Origin of the sequence: Geodermatophilus sabuli, from assembly GCF_010686765.1 — a bacterium.
Classification (GTDB): domain Bacteria; phylum Actinomycetota; class Actinomycetes; order Mycobacteriales; family Geodermatophilaceae; genus Geodermatophilus; species Geodermatophilus sabuli_A.
This window is the reverse complement of record NZ_JAAGWF010000012.1, coordinates 191,465-212,160: the sequence shown is the minus strand read 5'-3', so window position 1 is coordinate 212,160 and position 20,696 is coordinate 191,465. Positions and strand designations below refer to the sequence as shown.

Annotated in this window: 16 protein-coding genes and 1 riboswitch; of the genes, 6 read left to right on the top strand and 10 right to left on the bottom strand. The window is 74.0% G+C overall.

From position 1 onward, the window contains the following. Window positions 1–46: 46 nt before the first annotated feature. Entirely contained in the window at window positions 47–1,261 is a 1,215-nt protein-coding gene (locus GCU56_RS13265; RefSeq protein WP_163482203.1) for a PucR family transcriptional regulator, read from the top strand. A 260-nt stretch (window positions 1,262–1,521) separates the two neighbouring features. On the opposite strand, the gene GCU56_RS13260 is transcribed toward GCU56_RS13265, so the two are convergent. After that, complete coding sequence (locus tag GCU56_RS13260; protein ID WP_163482202.1) at window positions 1,522–2,016, bottom strand: hypothetical protein; 495 nt, start codon at window positions 2,014–2,016, stop codon at window positions 1,522–1,524. Window positions 2,017–2,300: 284 nt separating this feature from the next. Here GCU56_RS13260 and GCU56_RS13255 point away from each other — a divergent pair, with 284 nt between their 5' ends. Beyond that, window positions 2,301–2,687: a Rid family hydrolase gene (locus tag GCU56_RS13255; RefSeq protein ID WP_163482201.1), complete on the top strand. Its 387-nt coding sequence runs from the start codon at window positions 2,301–2,303 to the stop codon at window positions 2,685–2,687. A 37-nt stretch (window positions 2,688–2,724) separates the two neighbouring features. Here GCU56_RS13255 and GCU56_RS13250 read toward each other — a convergent pair whose 3' ends face one another. Beyond that, window positions 2,725–3,471, bottom strand: coding sequence for an SDR family NAD(P)-dependent oxidoreductase (locus GCU56_RS13250; protein WP_163482200.1), 747 nt, complete (start codon window positions 3,469–3,471; stop codon window positions 2,725–2,727). Between the two features lie 453 nt (window positions 3,472–3,924). Between GCU56_RS13250 and GCU56_RS13245 the strand changes: the two genes are divergently transcribed. Continuing rightward, window positions 3,925–4,383 (top strand): SRPBCC family protein, encoded by a 459-nt coding sequence (locus GCU56_RS13245; protein WP_163482199.1) that lies wholly within the window; start codon window positions 3,925–3,927, stop codon window positions 4,381–4,383. A gap of 276 nt (window positions 4,384–4,659) precedes the next feature. Here GCU56_RS13245 and GCU56_RS13240 read toward each other — a convergent pair whose 3' ends face one another. From GCU56_RS13240 to GCU56_RS13230, 3 genes are all read right to left on the bottom strand, one after another. Further along, on the bottom strand, window positions 4,660–5,727 hold the full coding sequence (locus tag GCU56_RS13240) for a DNA polymerase domain-containing protein (protein WP_163482198.1): 1,068 nt from the start codon (window positions 5,725–5,727) through the stop codon (window positions 4,660–4,662). A 51-nt stretch (window positions 5,728–5,778) separates the two neighbouring features. Next, the gene (locus GCU56_RS13235) at window positions 5,779–7,341 is read right to left on the bottom strand and encodes an alpha/beta hydrolase (RefSeq protein ID WP_163482197.1); all 1,563 of its coding nucleotides are present in this window, start codon (window positions 7,339–7,341) and stop codon (window positions 5,779–5,781) included. A gap of 258 nt (window positions 7,342–7,599) precedes the next feature. Next, entirely contained in the window at window positions 7,600–8,682 is a 1,083-nt protein-coding gene (locus GCU56_RS13230) for an ATP-dependent DNA ligase (protein WP_163482196.1), read from the bottom strand. Between the two features lie 77 nt (window positions 8,683–8,759). Between GCU56_RS13230 and GCU56_RS13225 the strand changes: the two genes are divergently transcribed. Together GCU56_RS13225 and GCU56_RS13220 are read left to right on the top strand one after the other, a co-directional pair. After that, window positions 8,760–9,422 (top strand): maltokinase N-terminal cap-like domain-containing protein, encoded by a 663-nt coding sequence (locus tag GCU56_RS13225; protein WP_163482195.1) that lies wholly within the window; start codon window positions 8,760–8,762, stop codon window positions 9,420–9,422. 132 nt (window positions 9,423–9,554) lie between these two features. Then, a complete protein-coding gene (locus GCU56_RS13220; RefSeq protein ID WP_163482194.1) occupies window positions 9,555–9,893 on the top strand; it encodes a GYD domain-containing protein in 339 nt (112 codons plus the stop codon). Here GCU56_RS13220 and GCU56_RS13215 read toward each other — a convergent pair. Together GCU56_RS13215 and treZ are read right to left on the bottom strand one after the other, a co-directional pair. After that, window positions 9,890–10,612, bottom strand: a complete 723-nt coding sequence (locus tag GCU56_RS13215; RefSeq protein ID WP_163482193.1) for a dihydrofolate reductase family protein — start codon at window positions 10,610–10,612, stop codon at window positions 9,890–9,892. The two genes, GCU56_RS13220 and GCU56_RS13215, sit on opposite strands and share 4 nt — an antisense overlap. A 1-nt stretch (window position 10,613) precedes the next feature. After that, entirely contained in the window at window positions 10,614–12,368 is a 1,755-nt protein-coding gene (treZ, locus tag GCU56_RS13210; protein ID WP_163482192.1) for a malto-oligosyltrehalose trehalohydrolase, read from the bottom strand. 134 nt (window positions 12,369–12,502) lie between these two features. Between treZ and GCU56_RS13205 the strand changes: the two genes are divergently transcribed. Next, on the top strand, window positions 12,503–15,004 hold the full coding sequence (locus GCU56_RS13205) for a hypothetical protein (RefSeq protein ID WP_163482191.1): 2,502 nt from the start codon (window positions 12,503–12,505) through the stop codon (window positions 15,002–15,004). Window positions 15,005–15,033: 29 nt separating this feature from the next. Here the strand turns inward: GCU56_RS13205 and GCU56_RS24660 are convergent, their stop codons facing one another. The 3 genes from GCU56_RS24660 to glgX all read right to left on the bottom strand — a co-directional run bounded on the left by GCU56_RS24660 (window position 15,034) and on the right by glgX (window position 20,484). Further along, on the bottom strand, window positions 15,034–15,723 hold the full coding sequence (locus GCU56_RS24660) for a transglycosylase family protein (RefSeq protein WP_163482190.1): 690 nt from the start codon (window positions 15,721–15,723) through the stop codon (window positions 15,034–15,036). 2 nt (window positions 15,724–15,725) lie between these two features. Next, window positions 15,726–15,879: riboswitch (cyclic di-AMP (ydaO/yuaA leader) on the bottom strand. A gap of 160 nt (window positions 15,880–16,039) precedes the next feature. Then, window positions 16,040–18,373 (bottom strand): malto-oligosyltrehalose synthase, encoded by a 2,334-nt coding sequence (treY, locus tag GCU56_RS13195; protein WP_204332023.1) that lies wholly within the window; start codon window positions 18,371–18,373, stop codon window positions 16,040–16,042. Further along, complete coding sequence (gene glgX, locus GCU56_RS13190) at window positions 18,370–20,484, bottom strand: glycogen debranching protein GlgX (protein WP_163482189.1); 2,115 nt, start codon at window positions 20,482–20,484, stop codon at window positions 18,370–18,372. The genes treY and glgX overlap by 4 nt, the downstream gene beginning before the upstream one ends. Between the last annotated feature and the right edge of the window lie 212 nt (window positions 20,485–20,696).

Genomic DNA, 20,696 nt, shown 5'->3' with positions numbered 1-20,696 from the left:
TTGCCGACCATCGGCAACCAGGGACGGCCCGCGACGAGGAGGACGGATGTCCGGCAACCGGCAGGTCGGGGAGCCCGGTGGGCCGGTGGGCGGCGCGGACTGGCTGGCTCCGGTCGCGGCGTCGGCGGCCGCCGCCTGCCAGGCGCCGGTGGAGCTGCTCGGTGGGTACCTGCCGATGCTGGCCGACGCCGCGGTCAACGGCCGCCGTCCGGACGCGTGGGAGCTCGACGCCGTCCGGGAGCTGGGACGGCGGGCAGCCGGGCAGGGCGTCGGCGCCCGCCGCGCGGTGGACCTGTACCTGTCGGCGTCCTGGCGGCTGTGGCGGACGCTGCCGGTCGTCGCGCGCTCCGACGATCCGGAGAAGGTGCGCCGCGCCGCCGAGGCGGTGCTGCGCGTGCTCGACGACGCCGTCGGGGTGCTCGTCGACGGTCACCAGACGCAGCGGCGCGAGATGATCCGCCACGAGGAGGCGTTGCGGGCGGAGTTCGTCGACGACCTGCTGCGCGGGGACGCCGACGTCGCCCGCATGGTGGAGCGGGCCGAACCGTTCGGCATCGACCTGGGCAAGTCCCACCACGTGGCCCTCGCCGCCTCCCGGAGTCCCGAGGGGCCGGTCGACCGCGCGGCCGTCGTCCTGGAGCGGGCCGTCGTCGACCGGTTCGGCGACCGGGACGTGCTCGTGGCCACGAAGGACGGTCGCGTGGTCGTCGTCGTACCGGCCACGCCGGCGCCCTCCGCCGCGCGCACCGGGGACCTCGGCTCGCTCATCCACGCCGAGGTGGCCCGCCTCGACGGCACGCGGCGCTGGCGGGTGGCAGCGGGGCGCGCCTTCCCCGGCGCCTACGGCGTCGCCCGCTCCTACGAGGAGGCCCGGGAGGCCCTGGTCCTCGCCGACCGGCTCGACCTGGACGCCGACGTGGTCCACGCCCGCGACCTGCTGATCTACCGGGTGCTGGGCCGGGACCAGGCCGCCATCGCCGACCTGGTCCACGACGTGCTGGGTCCGCTGCAGCAGAGCCGCGGCGGCCCCGAGGTGCTGCTGGAGACCTTGCTGGAGTACTTCGACGCCGGGGACGTCGCGACCGAGGCCGCCCGGCGCCTGCACGTCTCGGTCCGCACGGTGACCTACCGGCTGGCCCGTGTCGCCCAGCTGACCGGGTACGCGGTCTCCCGGCCCGATCAGCGGTTCTCGCTGCACGCCGCCGTGCTCGGGGCCCGGCTCCTCGAGTGGCCGACCCGGGACCTGCCGGTCGACTCCTGACCGCCGGTCATGACAGGTCCGCCGGCATCCCCCCGCATGGCACGCGGGCTCGCCGCGACGTCCTCGGCTGCCGGGCGGGGTGGCACGGTCCGAGGGGACACTGGGTGGACCGCTCCCCGGGAGGCTGCCATGAGTCGCAGGCACCGTCTGTTGCGCTCGGTGATCGCCGCGGCCGCGACGGCCGCGGTCGGCGCCCTGACCACGTCGATGGTCAAGGCCGTCAGGTCTCCCGACGCCTGATCCCGAGACGGCGTGCAGACCTAGGGGACGGGGCGTCCTGGGGTCTCCGCGTCGTCCAGGGCGTGCGTCGATCGGCGCGGTGAGCGCGATGGCCGCAGGACGACGGAACGACCGATGACGGCCATGCCCTGGGGCGTGGGCTCGGTCGTGGTGACGGTCGGGCTGGCCGAGATCGCCTGCGGATCGGCCGACAGGTCGGTCTCGACCAGCTGCCGCACGGCATCGCGAACCCTGGCCACGATGGTGACCTCGACGGCGGCGTCGGGGAGGGAGTTCACCCACTTCTCCAGGAGGGCCTCGTAGGACTCGTGGAGGAAGGCCGGCGCCGGGTCGTTCGGCTCCATGGTCCGCCACAACTCCTCGCCGAGGAGCCGGTAACGGCCGGGCGGCCCCGGGAAGTCGCTCCCGGCACCGGCCGTGATCGTGCCGTCGACCAGGACCGCGTCGTCCACCTCGGCCTCCACGCCGGACAGCGCGCCGTAGGGGGTGACCCAGATCAGTCGGATGAGGCGCACCGCGATCCCCTCCCTGCCGTCAGGCAGTCCTCGGGCAGGCGGTCGGGGGGTCCGGTCCGCCCTCGGCGTCCTCGTCGATGACCGCGCGCCCCCGTCATGGGTCCTCCCGAGTTGTTGATCACGGACCTCTACCCTGCGAGCGCGCTGGGAGGAGCAGACAGTGGCCGATGGTCGTAGGACCGCCGGGCGTGCGGCATGGTTGGCCGGGACTCGCGCCCCCCGCCGTCGGACCCTCGGACCGTGCGCCGGCGGTCGAACCCGCACCGGTCGTCCCAGGAGGCATCGTGGAGATCATCCGAACCGCCGAAGCTCCCGACCACTCGGGGCCCGTGCCGCAAGCGGTCGTGGCCGGCGGCTGGATCCACGTCTCGGCCCTGTTCGGCGCGGTCCCGGAGACCCGGGCCATCCCCGATGACGTCCGGGCCGAGGCCGAGCAGCTCTTCGACAACCTGGGGGCGATCCTGGCGGCCGCAGGTGCCGGGCTCACCGACGTCGTCCGCGTGGGGATCGTCATGCGGGACCTGTACCGCGACCGCCCGGTGTTCAACGAGGTGTGGGTCTCCCGCTTCGGCGACCACCGCCCCGCTCGTTCCGCGATCGAGTCGCCCGCGTTCGGCCGTCCGCGAGAGGGCGCCCGGTTCATGGTCGAGGTCGCGGCGTTCCGCGGCTGACCGTGCGGGCCCGCGGGGCAGGACTCGACTGCAGCGGTCAGCCGCGGCCGATGTAGGGCATCGTCGTGGCCAGGACGGTCAGGCTGGCGACGTTGGCCTCCAGGGGCAGGCCGGCCATGTAGACCACAGCGCGGGCGACGTCCTCGACCGCCATGCGCGGCTCGGGGCGCGTGCTGCCGTCGGCCTGGAGCACGCCGTCGGCCATCCGCTCGGTCATCTCGGTGGCGGCGTTGCCGATGTCGATCTGGCCGCAGGCGATGCCGAACGGCCTGCCGTCGAGGGACGTCGACTTGGTCAGGCCGGTGATGGCGTGCTTCGTCGCGGTGTACGCCACCGATCTCGGGCGCGGCACCTGCGCGGCGATGGAGCCGTTGTTGATGATCCGGCCGCCCTGGGGCTGCTGCGCCCGCATGACGCGGAAGGCCTCCCGGGTGCACAGGAAGGTGCCGGTGAGGTTCACCGCCACGACCGCCTGCCACTCGGCGAGGGGCACGGCGTCGAGGGTGGCGGCGGGAGCCGACCGGCCGGCGTTGTTGAAGAGCAGGTCCACCCGGCCGTGAGCCTCCACGGCGCCGTCGAACAGCGCCCGCACCGACGCCTCGTCGGTCACGTCGGTCGGTACCGGGTGGAGGCGACCGTCGGGGTCCCGCTCGGCGACGGCCTCCAGCGCCGCACGCCGACGCCCGGCGAGGAGGACCTCCCAGCCCTGGGCGGCCAGGGCCACGGCGGTGGCCGCCCCGATGCCGCTGCCCGCTCCCGTCACGATGGCGACCGATCGGCGCACGTCCACTCCTCACTCGTGTCCTGGACCGCTCGGACCCGAGGGCCGTCCGGACGTCGTCGGAACGTAGCGCGCCCGTCCGACGGCCCGCTGAGGACGCCCAGGGGAGGCGGAGTCCCAGCCGTCCTCGACGTCGCGAGCCGTTCGGCGAGGTGAGTCCTGTGGCCGGTCGGGACCAGCCGGCCGGAGCGTCCCGCCTTCGGCGGCGTAGCGATCCAGCCACGCGCTCACGTACGCGCGCGATCCCCACGGCGGCGGGATCCCGTCCGCCCGTGCCGCGCGGGCACGGTCTCTCCGATGGCGCCGGCACTGATGAGGAGCGTGCCCATGACCAGGATGGCGTGCGCGAGACATCGGCGGAGGTGACGGCGCCGCCGATGAGAGTCGAGCCCATGATCGCCGCGACCGCGGCCGCGACCCGGCGGCCACCGACGCCGTCCGTGCTTCGATGTGGGCATGTCCGGCCACGAGGGGTCTTCGCGCGTCGCCAGCGCGAGCCGCGAGGTCGCAGCCGGCGCAGAGCGGGTCTTCGAGCTCATCGCTGACCCGGCTCAACAGCCTCGCTGGGACGGGAACGACAACCTGGCCGAGGCCGCCGGCGGGCAGCGCGTCCGGGCGGTCGGTGAGGTGTTCACCATGACCCTCACAGGGGGCAGCGTCCGGGAGAACCACGTGGTCGAGTTCGAGGAGGGCCGGCGTATCGCATGGCGACCCGCTGAGCCGGGTCAGGAGCCGCCGGGCCACCTGTGGCTCTGGGAACTCGACCCCATCGACTCCTCGCGCACTCGCGTGACCCACACCTATGACTGGTCCCGGTTGAGCGATGAGAAGCGCTTCGCCCGTGCCCGGGCGACGACGACCGACAGGCTCCAGGCCTCACTCGCCCGGCTCGCGGCGGTCGCCGAGAGCGAGTGACCCACTCACCTCTTCGTCTGGCACGGATCGCATCTCCGCGGCGATTCCTCTGATCGGCGGTGTCCGGCAAGGGTGTCCTGGACGCCGGATGGCTCGGCAGTCAGCCAGCGGCCGGAGCAGACGACGGACTGGCCGTACAGCTCGATCGTCCGCGGTGCCTTGGCGGCGGCCCGCAGGTCCCGCCGGACGGACGCCAGCAGGTCCTCCCGTTGGATCGACGCTCCTTCAGGTGATCGGGCGGGTGAGCGCTGGGCCAGGCCCGACGACGCGCCGCGATCACCCGTCTTCGCTGGCGGGCCGCCTGGCGCGGCTCGGCTGGACCCGCATCGGCTCGCCCGGCATCTTCGGGTAGTCCGGGGGATAGGGCATCTCGCCCAGGCCGAGGTCCCGCTCCTGCTTCTCGGCGAGCTCGATCAGCGGTTCGATGCCGAAGGCGTGGTCGGCCAGCCCGGCGTGCTTGTCACCCACCTCCTCGAACCGCGCAGGCATGGTGAGCACGTCGAAATCGAACGGGGTGACGTCGGGCAGCTCGTCCCAGTCGAGCGGGGCGCTGACCGGCGCGTGCGGCTTGGGCCGGATGGAGTAGGCGCTGGCGATCGTCCGGTCCCGGGCCATCTGGTTGTAGTCGATGAAGATCTTCTCGCCGCGCTCCTCTTTCCACCAGTTCATCGTCACGCGGTCGGGGATGCGCCGCTCCAGCTCCCGGCCGAAGGCGATCACCGACCGGCGCACCTCGGGAAAGGTCCAGCGCGGCTGGATGGGCACGTAGACGTGCACGCCCCGGCCACCGGAGGTCTTCGGCCACCCCTGCATCCCGAACTCCGCCAGCAGCTCGCGCACGTGCGGCGCCACCCAGACCGCGTCGGAGAAGTCGGTGCCCGGCTGCGGGTCCAGGTCGATGCGGATCTGGTCGGGCTGCTCGACGTCACCCTTGCTCACCGGCCACGGGTGGAACGTCAGCGTGCCCAGGTTGGCGCACCACGCGACCACGGCCACCGAGTCGGGCGCGATCTCGTCGGCGGTCCGGCCGCTGGGGAAGGTGATGTGCGCCGTCGGCACCCAGTCCGGGGCGTTCTTGGGCACCCGCTTCTGGTAGAAGGCGTCGCCGGTGTTGTCCACCCGGGTGGAGAGGCGGGCTCCCTCGAACACCCCGCCCGGCCAGCGCTCCAGCGTCGTCGGCCGGTTCCGCAGCGCGTTCAGGATGCCGTCACCGACCGAGATGAAGTACTCGACGACGTCGATCTTGCGGATGCCCCGCTCGGCGAAGTACGGCTTCTCGGGGCTGGAGACCCGCACCTCGTGCCCGTCCACCTGCAACAGGACGGCGTCCTTCGACGCGGCCATCATCGACTCCACCGGCGGCTCGTCACCCGCGCACCCTAGGGCTCCGGCGCGTCACAGAGGACAGGTCGTGCCCTCCGCGGGCACGGTGAGGTCGATGAGGTACGCGTTGACCGCGGCCGTGACGCACTCGGTCTTGGGGTAGGAGGTGTGCCCCTGCCCCTGCCAGGTGAGCAGCACACCGGAGGTCAGGTCCTCGGCCAGGTCGACCGCGCCGGGCAGCGGGGTGACCGGGTCGCCGGAGTTCCCGACGACCAGGATCGGCGCGGCGCCCGCCGCGTCACGGTCGGGCAGTGGCGTGCGCTCGGCCTCCCACACGGTGCACGTGTAGAGGGAGGCCGCCGACTCGGCGCCGAACAGCGGGTACCGCTGGCCCCAGTCGATCGCCAGCGCCCGGATCTCCGCCTCGTCGAGGTCCTGCTCGGGGTCGCTGTCGGCGCAGTTGATCGCCCGGTTGGCGTCGATGAGGTTCGAGTAGCTGCCGTCCTGGAGCCGGCCGTAGAAGTTGTCGGCCAGCGAGAACAGTCCCTGCGCGTCCCCCTGCTGGGCCGCGGCCAGGCTCTGGGCCAGCTGCGGCCAGGCGCTGGTCGTGTACAGCGCGGCCTGGACCGCCGCCATCACGACACCCGGGGTGGCCTGCCGGGTCTCCCCGGCGCGGGCGCTGGCGATGGGGGCGGCGGCGGCCTGGGCCAGCAGGTCCTCGACGAACCGGCGGGGCTCCCCGCCGATCGGGCAGCCGGCGATCAGCTGGGTGCAGTTGGCCGCGAAGGCGTCGAAGCCGGCCTCGAACGCGGCGGCACCGGCCTCGGCGTCGGCCCGCGGATCGGTGTCGGGGTCGACCGCCGCGTCGAGGACCATCGCCCGGACGCGGTCGGGGAACAGCTCGGCGTACGTGGACCCGAGCGTGGTGCCGTAGGAGTAGCCGAGGAAGGTCAGCTGCTCGTCGCCGAGGCCCTGGCGGAGCAGGTCCATGTCGCGCGCGGTGGCGGTCGTGGTGAAGGTGCCCAGCGCCTCGCCGTACTCCTCGGCGCAGCCGTCCGCGGCTTCCTGGGCGAGCCCGAACGCGTCGTCCAGCGCCGCCTCCGTGGTCGGCCGCGGCTCGGCGGCGACCATCCGGTCCTTGAGCTCGTCGGGGATGCACTCGACCGGCGTCGACAGCCCCACCCCGCGCGGGTCGAACCCGACGACGTCGAAGCGGCGCAGCACGTCCTCGGGCAGTGTCAGCGCCTGCCGGATCGCCGCGTCGGCGCCCGACGCCCCCGGGCCGCCGGGGTTGACCACCAGGGACCCGATCGGGTCGGCCTGGCCGGTCAGCCGGGCGCGGATGAGGAACACCGGCAGGGTGGCCCCCTCCGGCTCCTCGTAGGTGATGGGCACCTCGGTGCGGCCGCACTCGAACGCCAGTGGCCGCTCGCTGCCGGGGCTGCCGGCGATCAGCGGCTGGATGCGGTCGTTGCAGTCCTCCCACTCGATCTCCGCCGCCTGCGGTTCGGCGGGTGTGGTGGCAGCCGCCGACGACGAGGACCCCGCATCCGTGGTGTCGGAGGACGAGGTACAGCCGGACACCGCCAGCAGCAGCCCGGCGGCCGCGGCTACCAGTGCGGAGGACAGACGCATGATCACGAGACTAGGAGCCGTCCGGCCCCCGTGCAGCCAGCCGGCCCACGCTCCCCGCTCACGAGCGCGGTGCAGTGGCCGAGTTCACCGTCAGCCGGCGGTGTCCCTCGGCCGGCTTCCGCGCCGCGGTCCGCTCCTCGCTCGCTGGCGCTCGCTGCGATGCTCCCGCGGCTGTCAGCCGGCGGTGTCCCTCGGCCGGCTTCCGCGCCGCGGTCCGCTCCTCGCTCGCTGGCGCTCGCTGCGATGCTCCCGCGGCTGTCAGCCGGCGAAGACCTCGGCCAGGTCGTAGCGCACCGGCACCTCCAGCTGGTCGTAGGTGCAGCTGCGCGGGTCCCGGTCCGGACGCCAGTTCAGGAAGTGCCCGGTGTGCCGCAGCCGGCGCCCCTCCAGCTGGTCGTACTTGATCTCCACCACCAGCTCTGGCCGCAGTGGCACCCAGGACAGGTCCTTGCCGGCGTTCCACCGGCTCTGCGCGCCGGGCATCCGGTGCTCCTCGCCGTCGGCCCCGTTCGTCGTCTGGGCGTTCGCCCAGTCCTGCCACGGGTGCCCGTCCAGCGCCTCGGCGCGGTAGGGGTCGAGCTCCTCGACCAGCTCGGCCCGCCGGGACATCGGGAAGGACGCCGCGACGCCGATGTGCTGGAGGTCGCCCGCGTCGTCGTACAGGCCGAGGAGCAGCGAGCCGACCACCGGCCCGCTCTTGTGCCAGCGGAAGCCGGCGACCACGCAGTCGGCGGTGCGGACGTGCTTCACCTTGGTCATCAGCCGCTGGTCGGGCCCGTAGGGCAGGTCGGCGGCCTTGGCGACGACGCCGTCCAGACCCGCGCCCTCGAACTCCTGGAACCATCGCTGAGCGGTTCCGGCGTCCTGGGTGATGGCGGTGACGTGCACCGACTCGGTGCCGCCGCCGAGCACCTCGCGCAGCCGCGCCTGGCGCTGCGCGAACGGCGTCTCCATCAACGACTCGTCGCCGATCGCCAGCAGGTCGAAGGCGACGAACGACGCGGGCGTCTGCTCGGCCAGCAGCGTGACCCGCGACTGCGCCGGGTGGATGCGCTGCAGCAGGGCCTCGAAGTGCAGCCGGTCCCCGCGGGGGACGACGATCTCGCCGTCCACGACGCAGCGTCCCGGCAGCGCGGCCTTGACCGCCTCGACGACCTCGGGGAAGTAGCGCGTCAGTGGCCGCTCGTTGCGGCTGCCCAGCTCCACCTCGTCGCCGTCCCGGAAGACGATGCAGCGGAAGCCGTCCCACTTCGGCTCGTAGTACATGCCGTCGGCGGTGGGCACCTTGGTCGCCGCCTTGGCCAGCATCGGCTTGACCGGCGGGAGAACGGGCAGGTCCATGCCGGTCAGTCAAGCAGCCGGGGACGACGTCCGGGCGCGGGGCGATCACGGACGGCGCCGGCATGCCACGGTGGGGGATGGCCACCATCCACCGCACGACGATGACGCCCACCAAGCTCGAACTGCTGGCCGGCTGGCTGCCGCGGCAGCCCTGGTACCGCGGCACGGGCCGGCTCCCGGCACTGACGCGGGTCGGCGGGTTCCGCCTCGACGACCCCGCCGGCGAGGTCGGGATCGAGTGCATCGTCGTCTCCGACGGCACGGACGGCGGGGCGACGACGTACTTCGTCCCCCTTGCCTACCGGGGTGCGCCCGCGGCCGGGGCGGCGGACGGGCTCGTCGGCACCTCCGAGCACGGCGTGCTGGGCACCCGGTGGATCTACGACGCCGCACACGACCCGGTGGCCGTGGCGCAGCTGCTCGCCCTCATCGGGGGCCGGGCCGAGGCCCAGCACCAGGACGAGAGCGACACCCCCGACCCGTCCGTCGGCCGGCACTCCGCCGCCTCGGAACGGCTCGTCGGCGGGAGCCCGCTCCGCGTGGAGCACACGGCGGACGGGCGCACCACCATCGCCGTCGAGCCGGCGGACGGCGCCCCGGCCGACCGGCCCCGGTTCCTGGACCTCCTCCGCCGGCCCGTCCCGGGGGCGGAGCACGATCCGGCCGACGGCTGCGTCGAGATCGGGTGGGTGCGGCCGGACGGCGGCACCGCCCGCGGCCGGGTGGCGGTCCTCCGGTAGCCCGGCGGAGAGCTGGGCCTGGATCGGAGCACCTGACCGGAGAGCCGTCCGGTCAGCCGCGCGCGAGGACCTCGACGGCCGGAGCCGCTGTCCCTAGCGTCGGTCCGCGGGGGATGACCAGGAGGCTCCACGATGCCCATGTACCTGACGAGGTTCAGCTACACCCCGGCGACCTGGAAGCGGCTGATCGAGCACCCGGAGGACCGGCGGGAGGCCGCCCGGGCCTACGTCGAGTCGGTCGGCGGCACCCTCCACGGGTTCTGGTACGCCTTCGGCGCGCACGACGGCGTCACCCTGTGGGAGGCACCCGGCAACGTGTCGATGGCCTCGGTCGTGCTGGCCATCGGCGGCGGTGGCGCGGTCACGTCGCTGGAGACGACGGTGCTGCTGACCGTGGAGGAGACGATCGACGCCCTGCGCGGGGCGGGCCGGATCGCCTACCAGCCGCCGGCGGCCCAGCAGCGCACCTAGCCGACCGCGTACCGGGTGAACAGGACGCCGTCCTCCTCGAGCAGCTGCTCCAGCCGCGTCGTGGCCAGGTCGGCCAGCGGCCCGTCGAGCAGGTGCGGCTGGTCAGCGCCGACCAGTGCCGGGGCGATCGTCAGGTCGAGCTCGTCGACGACGCCGGCCTCCAGCGCGGCGCGGAACAGCTGCGGCCCGCCCTCGCACAGCACCTGCTCGTGGCCCAGGGCGGCCAGCTCGTCGAGCGCCAGCGGCAGGTCGACGTCGTCCTCCCCGCAGACCAGCACGGTGACACCGGCGTCGGCCAGCGCGGCCCGGCGCCGGGGGTCGGCGGCCGCGCAGGTGACCAGGACGGTCGGTGCGGCCGCCAGCCGGTCGCCGGGTGCGAGGGAGGCCCGCCGGGAGGCGACCGCCAGCGGTGCCGTGGCCGGTCGGCCGAGCGTCTCGCGCAGCCGCCCGACCGAGGAGTCCGCGGCGATCGGCCGGTAGCCCTCCGTCGCGGCCGTCCCGTGCCCGACCAGCACCACGTCCGACAGGGCCCGCAGCAGCCGGAACACCCGCTTGTCGCCCGGCGAGCCCAGGCCCGCACTGCGCCCGGAGACGGTGATCGCGCCGTCCAGCGAGGCGACGAAGTTCACCCGCAGCGACCGGCCCGGCGGCCGCCGGTAGGCCTCCGCCAGGCCGGCGTCGTCCAGGTCGCCGGCCGGCCCGGGCAGCAGCCGGCGCACGTCAGCGGGTGCTGACCACGGCGGCGCTCTCCGCCGGGAGCGTCACCGTCGGCCCGTCGAGCCCGGGCAGCTCCCCGGTGGTGAAGAGCACCTCGGCCGCCGCGGCGTCCAGGTCGATCTCCCGGGGCTGGTCGGCGAGGTTGACCACCACCCGCAGCGAGCCCCGGTGCACGACCAGCCAGCGGTCGGCGTCGTCCCAGGTGACCTGGACCGCCGACAGGTCGGGGTCGAGCAGGTCGGGGTGCGCCCGCCGCAGTGCCAGCAGCGACCGGTGCACGGCCAGCAGCCGCTCGTGCGGTTGCTTCCCCAGCTCCGACCAGTCCAGCTTCGAGCGGGTGAAGGTCTCCGGGTCCTGCGGGTCGGGGACGACGGCGGCGTCCCACCCGTGCTCGGCGAACTCGCCGATCCGTCCCTCGGCGGTCGCCTTGCCCAGCTCCGGCTCGGGGTGACTGGTGAAGAACTGCCACGGCGTGGACGCGCCCCACTCCTCGCCCATGAACAGCATCGGCGTGAACGGGCTGGTGAGCACCAGCGTCGCCCCGACGGCGAGCAGGTCGGGGGAGAGGGTGGCCGAGATCCGGTCGCCGACGGCGCGGTTGCCGATCTGGTCGTGGTCCTGGAGGTAGCCGACGAACTTCCAGCCGGGCAGCACGGAGGTGTCCACCGGCCGGCCGTGGTGCCGGCGGCGGAAGCTGGACCAGGCGCCGTCGTGGAAGTACGCGCCGGTCAGCGTCCTGGCCAGGCCGGCCAGTCCGGCGGCGGCGAAGTCGGCGTAGTAGCCCTGCCCCTCGCCGGTGAGCACCGCGTGCAGGGAGTGGTGGAAGTCGTCGCTCCACTGGGCGGTCAGCCCGGTCCCGCCGGCCACCCGGGGCGTCACCATCCGGGGGTCGTTGAGGTCGCTCTCGGCGATCAGCGTCAGCGGCCGTCCCTCGGCGACCGAGAGCCGGTCCACCTCCTGGGCCATCTCCTCCAGGACGTGGGTGGCCCGCTCGTCGACCAGGGCGTGGACGGCGTCCAGCCGCAGTCCGTCCACGTGCATGTCGCGCAGCCACATGAGCGCGTTGTCGATGATGTAGCGGCGCACCTCGTCGGAGTCCGGGCCCGACAGGTTGACCGAGTTGCCCCAGGTGTTCGCGCCGCCCTCGGCGAAGACGGGGAAGAACAGCGGGAGGTAGTTCCCCGACGGTCCGAGGTGGTTGTAGACGACGTCCTGGATCACGCCGAGGCCGCGCTGGTGGCAGGCGTCGACGAACCGCTGGTAGGCCGCCGGGCCGCCGTACTCCTCCTGGACGGCGTACCAGAGGACCCCGTCGTAGCCCCAGTTGTGGGTGCCGTTGAAGCCGTTGACCGGCAGCAGCTCGACGAAGTCGATCCCGAGCTCGACCAGGTGGTCCAGCCGGCCGACCGCGGCGTCCAGCGTCCCCTCGGGGGTGAAGGTGCCGACGTGCAGCTCGTAGACCACCCCACCGGCCAGCGGGCGGCCGGTCCAGGCGCCGTCGCCCCAGGAGTACGCCGCGGCGTCGAACCGGCGGGAGAGCCCGTGCACGCCCTGGGGCTGCCGGCGGGAGCGGGGATCGGGCCGGGGAGTGTCATCGTCCCCGAGCAGGAAGCCGTAGTCGGCCTCGGACCCGGCCGGCGCCTCCGCCCGCCACCAGCCGTCGTCGTCCCGGTGCATGTCGTGCACCTCGCCGTCGACCTGCAGCCGCACCCGCTCCGGAATGGGTGCCCAGACGGAGAACTCGACGGGTGCGGACATGCTGGCGCCTCCAGGCGGGACTTCGGGGGGGGTGGAGCGGGGTCTGGTCAGGGCCGGTGAACGGGGCAGATCATGCCCGCACACCCGTCGGCCAACCGTGACGTGGGCAGCAGCCGGCCGGGGGAGGAGGACCCATGGCCGGCTGGGTGGAGCTGCGGGTGCACGGCGTGAGCGGCACGCCGCCGGGCTACATGCTGGGCAGCGCGCACACCGCCCAGGTGGCCGGCGACCACCGCAGTCGCTGCTTCCGGCCGACCGACGCGCAGGGGCGGGAGGTGCGTGCCGCCGACGGCCACGTGCTCGAGGCGTTCCACTGGGGCCGCTGGACGTCCGGGTCGTGGTCGCAGGGCCTGTGGCTGCTGCTGATCCCGTTCGGGATCGTCAACGCCGCCCAGTTCATGCTGCCGCCGCCGGGCTCCCGCCCCACCCGCCGCCTGCACGCGCTGTGCGGGGCGCTGCTGCGCACCGTCGCCCTGGTGCTCACCGGGCTGTTCGCGCTCGCCGCCTGCCTGGTGGTCGTCGACCTGGCCGGCTGGCAGTGGCTGGCCCGCCGCGGCCTGCCGGTGGCCGACCGACTCGTCCTGGCCGCCGCCCTGCTGGTCGCCGCCCTGCTGGTCGTCGGGCTGTCCCGCCTCGGCCAGGTCGACACCGGGCGGCGCTACCGGTTCGCCTCCGCCGGGCCGCGCGACCTCGGCCACGGTGCGGCCGGACTGCCCGGCCTCGGGGACGCGGCCTTCTTCGACGGCGACCCCGACAGCCCCGCGCTGCGCCGGCTGCACCGCTCGGCCGGCCTGCTCGTGGTCGCCTGGCTGGGGCTGTCGGTGGCGGCCGACGCCGGCGTCGCCTGGGCGCTGTGGTGGCGCTGGTGCCCCGCGGTGCTGCTGGCGCTGGTGGCGCTGGTCGTCGCGGCCAGCGGCGACCCCGAGCGGCGGACGACGGTGACGGGCCGGGACCGGTCCGCGGCGCTGCGGTGGACGCTGGTCGCGGCGCACGTGGTGCGGCTCCTCGCCGTCGCCGCGCTGGTGTCGGCGATCGTCGCCGTGCTCAGCACCGACGTGGACGGCGCCGGCCGGCTGCCCGGGATGGAGACCGCGGTCGCCGTCCTCACCCTCGCCGGCACCGCGGCGGTGACCCTGCTGGTGGTGGGTGTGGCCCTCCTCGCGGCCGCCACCGCCGCCGCCGACCGCGCGGTGCCGGCACCCTTCCGCCGGTTCGCTCGCGGCATGTCCGCGGCGTTGGCCACCGCGATCGGCTGCTACCTCGGGGTGGGGTCCACCGCCGGGCTGACCCTGGGGGCGGCGTGGCTGCTCGACCGGCTGGGCGGCACGGACGTCGCGGTGCCGGCGCTGCTCCAGCGCTTCTCCTACGCCTGGGGCGTGACCGCGGTCGTCTTCGCCGCGGCGGGTGTGGTCACGTGGGCCCTGCTCCGCCGGCGCCGCGAGTCCTTCCGCGCCCGGGCGGCGGCCGCCATGACGTTCGGGGACCTGCCCGGTCCCCGGCTGCCGGCGGCCTGGGTGTGGCGGGTCGGCCGGGCGATGCAGCTGGCCCGGCTGAAGAACGCCGTCCCGCTCGCGCTCGCGTCCTGGACGGTGCTGGGGCTGGTGCTGGCCGTGGCGATCGGCGCGGCGTCGTGGGCCGGCCGGGGTGCGGGGGAGGAGCCGGCCTTCCCGGTCAGCGTGCTCACCGGGGTGGCCTCACCGCCGGGCGGCGCGATCACCGGGGACGACGTGGTGATCGGTCTGGGCCAGCTGACCCTGCTGGCCATCGGGCTGGGCACGGTGCTCCTGGCGCGCGGCGCGCTGCGGTCGGAGGGCGCCCGCCGCGGCCTGAACGTGGTCTGGGACGTCGTCGCGTTCTGGCCCCGCTCGGTGCACCCCTTCGTCCCGCCGCCCTACGCGTCGGAGGTGGTGCCGGCGCTGGTCCGGCGGATCTGCTGGCACCTGGGCGTGCCCGACCCGCTGCAGGACGCCGACCCGGACGGCGGGGCGCAGGCAGGCGCGGTCAACCCCGCTCCCGCGCCGGAGGTGGTCGTCGCGGCGCACAGCCAGGGCAGCCTGATCTCGCTGGTCGCCCTGCTCTGGCTGCCCGAGCAGGTGCGGGACCGGGTCCGCTGGGTGACGTTCGGCTCGCAGCTGCGCCAGCAGTTCGCCCGCGGGTTCCCCCACTACGTGCCCGTCGAGCTGCTGCGGGACATGGCCGGGGCCTTCCGCTGGGTGAGCCTGTACCGCGACACCGATCCGGTGGCCGGCCCGGTCACGAGCTGGGACCACACGCGGGAGGGCGGGCGACTGCTCTCCCGGCGGATCGACGACCCGTCGGCGCTCCGGCCGGACTGGCTGGACCCGTGCACCGGCCGGCGGGTGTGCGGGGACGAGTGGCGGCTGCTCGATCCGGTGCCCGGTGACCTCGGGCTGCAGACGCGAGCGGTCACCCGGATCGGTGGGCACGGCGGCTACTGGACCGATCCGGACTGGCCGCTCGCGCTCGCGGTCGTGCGCGGCCGGGTGCCCGGCGGACGAGGAACGGGCGACGGGCCCCCCGTGGAGGGCGATGGCCGCGGCGCTGCTGCCCACGGCCCCGCGGAGGGCGGGGCCGCCGGCCGCCGGGAGCCGGACGACACGCGCCGAGGCACGTGACCGCTCCGGCTCCCGGTGACCAGACTCGGTCAGGGGAGCTGCAGGACCTGACCGACGTAGATCCGGTGCGGGTTGCGGATCTCGTCGCGGTTCTCGGCGAACAGCGCTCGCCAGCCGCCCTCGACGTGCTGCTCGCGGGCGATCTTCTTGAGCGTGTCACCGCGCTTGACGACGTAGGTCTCGCCGTCCTCGTGTGCCGCCGGGGCGGCGGCGTGCGCCGGAGCCGGGGCGGCGGCCGGAGCGGGTGCCGGGGCGGCGGGAGCCGGAGCGGCGGCCGGGGCCGGAGCGGCGGCTGCAGCGGCGGGGGCGGCGGGGGCGCCGGCCGTCGGCGCGTTCGGGTCCAGGTTGACGCCGCAGTTGGGCCAGGCACCCTTGCCCTGCCCGTCGAGCGTGCGCTCGGCGACGGCGATCTGCTGCTCCTTGGTGGCCTGGTGGGCGTTTTCCGCGTACTCCTTGCCGCCGTAGGCCGCCCAGGTGCTCGGCGTGAACTGCAGCCCGCCGTAGAAGCCGTTGCCGGTGTTGATGCTCCAGTTGCCGGACGACTCGCACTGGGCCACGGCGTCCCAGTCGTTGACGGGTGCGGCCGAGGCCGGGCCGGCCAGCATGCCGAGCGAGGCGGCGGCCGCGCCGGCGGTCACCACGGTGTTGCGGGCCAGCTTGGCGCCACGGCGGGGAGCCGGGGCGCGGTGACGGCCGACGTGCTTCGGGGACGTGCGCATGGATGTACTCCGATCCGCCGCCGGCGAGGTGAGCTGTCGGGTTCGGGTCGATCGGTCCCCGGCCGCGCGGACGCGGCTTCACCCCGAGGCGTCATGCACGCGGGCACGACGCCGAGATGGGTCCCCCACCCCCGTCTTGGAAGGCATCGAGGTACGGACGCCGACAGACGGGGTTGGGCGGATCGGCTCCGGCACCGGCCCGTTGGACCAGCGCCGGAAGAAGGTAACGGTTGGGTCACGCCGGGCCGTCCGGGGTCCCGTGCGCCACTCGGGTGGTGCGCGAGACCCCGGACGCGCTGGTCGGGGCGGCGTGTCCTCAGTCGCGGACCAGCAGGGCCACCGGCAACCGGTCGAGCAGGGGGCCCATGGCGATTCCTGTGATGTCGGACACATGTCGCTGCCCGGTGAGCAGGTCCCGCCAGGCACCGGTGGGCAGCTGCAGCGCGGTGTCGCCCCAGCTCCCCGCGGCGGCCAGGGCGACCGGCAGCCGGGTCGCCACCGAGACCGCGCCGCCGCGGTCGAAGGCCACCACGTGCCCGGCCGCCGAGCCGGTGGCGGCCACCGGCTCGTAGCCGCTGAACAGCTCCGGGGAGTCGCGGCGGGCGCGCAGGACACGCGAGACCACCAGCAGCTTCGCCGCCCCCGTGTCGTCGACCGGCGGGACCTCCCCGCCGTCCAGGCCGGCCAGGAGACGCCGGCGCAGGTCGTAGTCGACCGGCCGCCGGTTGTCCGGGTCGACCAGGGAGAGGTCCCACAGCTCGGTGCCCTGGTAGACGTCCGGGACGCCGGGCATCGTCAGCTGCAGGAGCTTCTGGGACAGCGAGTTCGACCGGCCGAACGGCGCGATCCGGGCGACGACGTCCTCGATGGCGGCGTTCGTCGCCTCGTCGTCGAACGCGGCGTCGACCAGCTCGTGCAGCTGGGCCTCGAACTCCTCGTCCTGGTCGGTCCACGTCGTCGACGTGCCGGCCTCGCGGGCCGCCTTCTCCGCGTAGGCGTGCGCCCGTTCGCGTGACAGCGGCCAGGCGCCGACCAGGTTCTGCCAGACCAGGTGGGCCAGCGGCCGGTCGCTCAGCGGGTGCCGGGCGAGCAGGTGACGCACCAGCTCCGCCCACTCGGTCGGGATCTCGGCCAGCACCGCCAGCCGGGCCCGCACGTCCTCGCTGCGCTTGGTGTCGTGCGTGGACAGCGTGGTCATCGCCTCGGGGTACCGCGTTCGCCGGTGCGCCTGGGCCGCGTGGAACTCCTCGACGGTGCTGCCGAACCGCGCGGGGTCGCCCCCCACCTCGTTGAGCGCCACGAACCGCGCCCACCGGTAGTAGGCGCTGTCCTCGACGCCCTTGGCCATGACCGGGCCGCTGGTCTGCTCGAAGCGGGTCGCGGCCTCGGTGCCGGCCTGCGAGAGGACCGGGTGCAGGGCGTCCACGGCGGCGCCGAGGTCGGGACGGCGCTCCCGCACGGCGGCCACCGTCGCGTCCAGGTGCTCCCGGCCGTCGGGCAGGTAGCTGCGGTACACCGGGAAGCTCGCCAGCAGCTCGGCCAGCGCCTCCGTCTGCTGCGCCGGGTCGACGCCCGGGAGCTCGCCGATGACACGGACCAGCCGGGCGACCTCCGAGCCGAGGATCCCGTCGGTCACCTCGCGCTTGCTGTCGTGGACCAGTCGCGCGTAGTCGACGGTCGCGCCGGTGAGCTCGGCGTCCAGCGCGGTGAGCGCCGCCTCCCCGGCCGGGTCGACCAGGACCTCGTCGACCTCGGCCAGCGCGTCGTAGCCCGTCGTCCCCGCCGTCGCCCAGCTCTCGGGCAGGTTCTCGCCGGGCTCGAGGATCTTCTCGACGACCGTCCACCGGCCACCGGAGGCCTCGGCCAGCCGGTCGAGGTAGCCCTTGGGGTCGGCCAGCCCGTCGGGGTGGTCGATCCGCAGGCCGTCGACGGCGCCGTCCTCGACCAGGCGCAGCACGAGCTCGTGCGTCGCGGCGAAGACGGCCGGGTCCTCGGCACGCAGTCCGGCGAGGGTGTTGATCGCGAAGAACCGCCGGTAGTTGAGGTCCGCGTCGGCGCGCCGCCAGTCGACCAGCTCGTAGTGCTGGCGGTCGTGCACCTCCTGCGGCGTCCCCGCACCGGTCCCGGGCGCGATCGGGAAGCGGTTGTCGTAGTAGCGCAGCTCGCCGTCGACGACCTCGAGCTTCTCGACGTCGTCCGCCGAGCCCAGCACCGGCAGCCGCAGCCGGCCCCCGCCGAAGTCCCAGTCGACGTCGAACGCGTCGGCGTGCGCACTGTCGCGTCCGTGCTGGAGCACGTCCCACCACCACGGCGCCTCGGCCGGGTCGGCCACGCCCATGTGGTTGGGCACCAGGTCGAGGACGAGACCCAGGCACTGCTCGTGCAGCGCCGCGACCAACCGGTCGAAGCCGGCCCGGCCGCCCCGGGACTCGTCGATGTGCGCGTGGTCGACGGTGTCGTACCCGTGCGTGCTCCCCGCCGCGGAGCGCAGCAGCGGCGAGGAGTACGCGTGGGTCACGCCGAGGTCGGCCAGGTAGCCGGCGACGGACGCCGCGTCGTCCAGGGTGAAGTCGGCGGTGACCTGGAGCCGGTAGGTCGCGCTGGGGACCGCTCGCCGTCGTCCGCCGTCGGGCTGCTCCGGCACGGTCACGCCCGCCGGGTGGCGCTGAGCACGACCATCGAGCGGTCCTGCACGGTGATGGTCTCGCTCGGCTTGAGCTGCACCGGCTCCACGGCGTTCAGCTCCGCCGTGTCCAGCCGCACGGTCCAGACGGCCGCGTACTCCTCGGACGGCAGGGTGAACTCGATCGGCTCGTGGGAGGCGTTGAAGGCCAGGTAGAAGTGGTCGTCCCGCACGTCCTCACCGCGCTCGTCGGTGGACCGGATGCCGTGCCCGTTGAGGTACATGGCGATCGCCTTCGAGAAGCCGGCGTCCCAGTCGTCCTCCGTCATGAGGTCACCGGCGGGCGTCAGCCACGCGATGTCCTGGACGGGGGCGCCCGCCTCGCGCCGGACCGGCCGCCCGTGGAAGAAGCGCCGGCGGCGGAAGGTCGGGTGCTCGGTGCGCAGCCGGGTCACCGTCTTGGTGAACTCCAGCAGGCCCTCGTCGACGTCGTCCCAGTTGATCCAGGTCAGCGGCGAGTCCTGGCAGTAGCCGTTGTTGTTGCCCTGCTGCGTGCGGCCGAGCTCGTCGCCGTGCAGGAGCATCGGCACGCCCTGGCTGAGCATGAGGGTGGCCAGGAAGTTGCGCCGCTGGCGGGCCCGCAGGGTGAGCACCTTCTTGTCGACGGTCTCGCCCTCGACGCCGCAGTTCCAGCTGCGGTTGTGGCTCTCCCCGTCGTTGTTGCCCTCGCCGTTGGCCTCGTTGTGCTTCTCGTTGTAGGAGACCAGGTCGTTGAGGGTGAAGCCGTCGTGCGCGGTGACGAAGTTGACGCTGGCCACCGGACGCCGGCCGGAGTGCTGGTAGAGGTCCGAGGAACCGGTGATCCGGCTGGCGAACTCGCCGACACTCGCGTCCTCGCCGCGCCAGAAGTCGCGGACGGTGTCGCGGTACTTGCCGTTCCACTCGGTCCACAGGGCGGGGAAGTTGCCCACCTGGTAGCCGCCCTCGCCGACGTCCCACGGCTCGGCGATCAGCTTCACCTGGCTGACCACCGGGTCCTGGTGGACCAGGTCGAAGAAGGCCGACAGCCGGTCGACGGCGTGCAGCTCGCGGGCCAGCGTGGAGGCGAGGTCGAAGCGGAAGCCGTCGACGTGCATCTCGGTGACCCAGTAGCGCAGCGAGTCCATGATCAGCTGCAGTGCCTGGGGGGTGCGGGCGTTGAGGGTGTTCCCGGTGCCCGTGTAGTCCATGTAGTACTGCGGGTCGTCCTCGACCAGGCGGTAGTACGCCTGGTTGTCGATGCCCTTGAACGACAGCGTCGGGCCCAGGTGGTTGCCCTCGGCGGTGTGGTTGTAGACCACGTCGAGGATGACCTCGATGCCCGCCTCGTGCAGGGTGCGGACCATCCCCTTGAACTCCTGCACGTGCATGCCGTTGTCGGTGTTGCTGGCGTACTCGTTGTGGGGGGCGAAGAAGCCGATCGTGTTGTAGCCCCAGTAGTTGCGCAGGCCCTTCTGCTGCAGGGTGTCGTCCTGCACGAACTGGTGCACCGGCATCAGCTCGATCGCGGTGATGCCGAGGGAGGTCAGGTACCCGACGACGGCCGGGTGCGCGATGCCGGCGTAGGTGCCGCGCAGCTCCTCGGGCACGTCCGGGTGGGTCATCGTCAGGCCCTTGACGTGGGCCTCGTAGATGACGGTCTTGTGGTACGGCGTCCTCGGCGGGCGGTCCACGCCCCAGTCGAAGTACGGGTTGACGACGACGGACTTCGGCATGTGCGCCGCCGAGTCCTCGTCGTTGCGCTCCTTGGTCTCGAAGTCGTAGCCGAAGACCGAGGGGTTCCAGTCGATCTGGCCGTCGATCGCCTTGGCGTACGGGTCGAGCAGCAGCTTGCTGGGGTTGCAGCGCAGGCCCTGAGCGGGGTCGTAGGGGCCGTGGATCCGGTACCCGTACCGCTGCCCGGGCTGGATGCCGGGCAGGAACGCGTGCCAGACGTAGCCGTCCATCTCCGGCAGCCGGATGCGCTCCTCGTTGCCGTCGTCGTCGAAGAGACACAGCTCGACCGTCTCCGCCACCTGGCTGAAGATCGCGAAGTTCGTGCCGGTGCCGTCGAACGTGGCACCGAGGGGATAGGCGGTGCCTGGCCACACCTGGGTCATGAGAGAGGTCCTCCTGCGCTGACGCCCCCGGCGGGCCGGGGGCCGATGGCCTCCCGGCCGTGGGGCGTCGGTCGGGAGGTCGGATGCACGTGCTGCTCCGTGGTCCCCGGTGCCCGCCCGGGACCTCCCGCACACCTGCCGCCCCGCCGCGGCCGCCGAGATCTCGCTCACCGCGCGGCCGCGCACGACGACGCCCCCCACGGTCCTCCGCG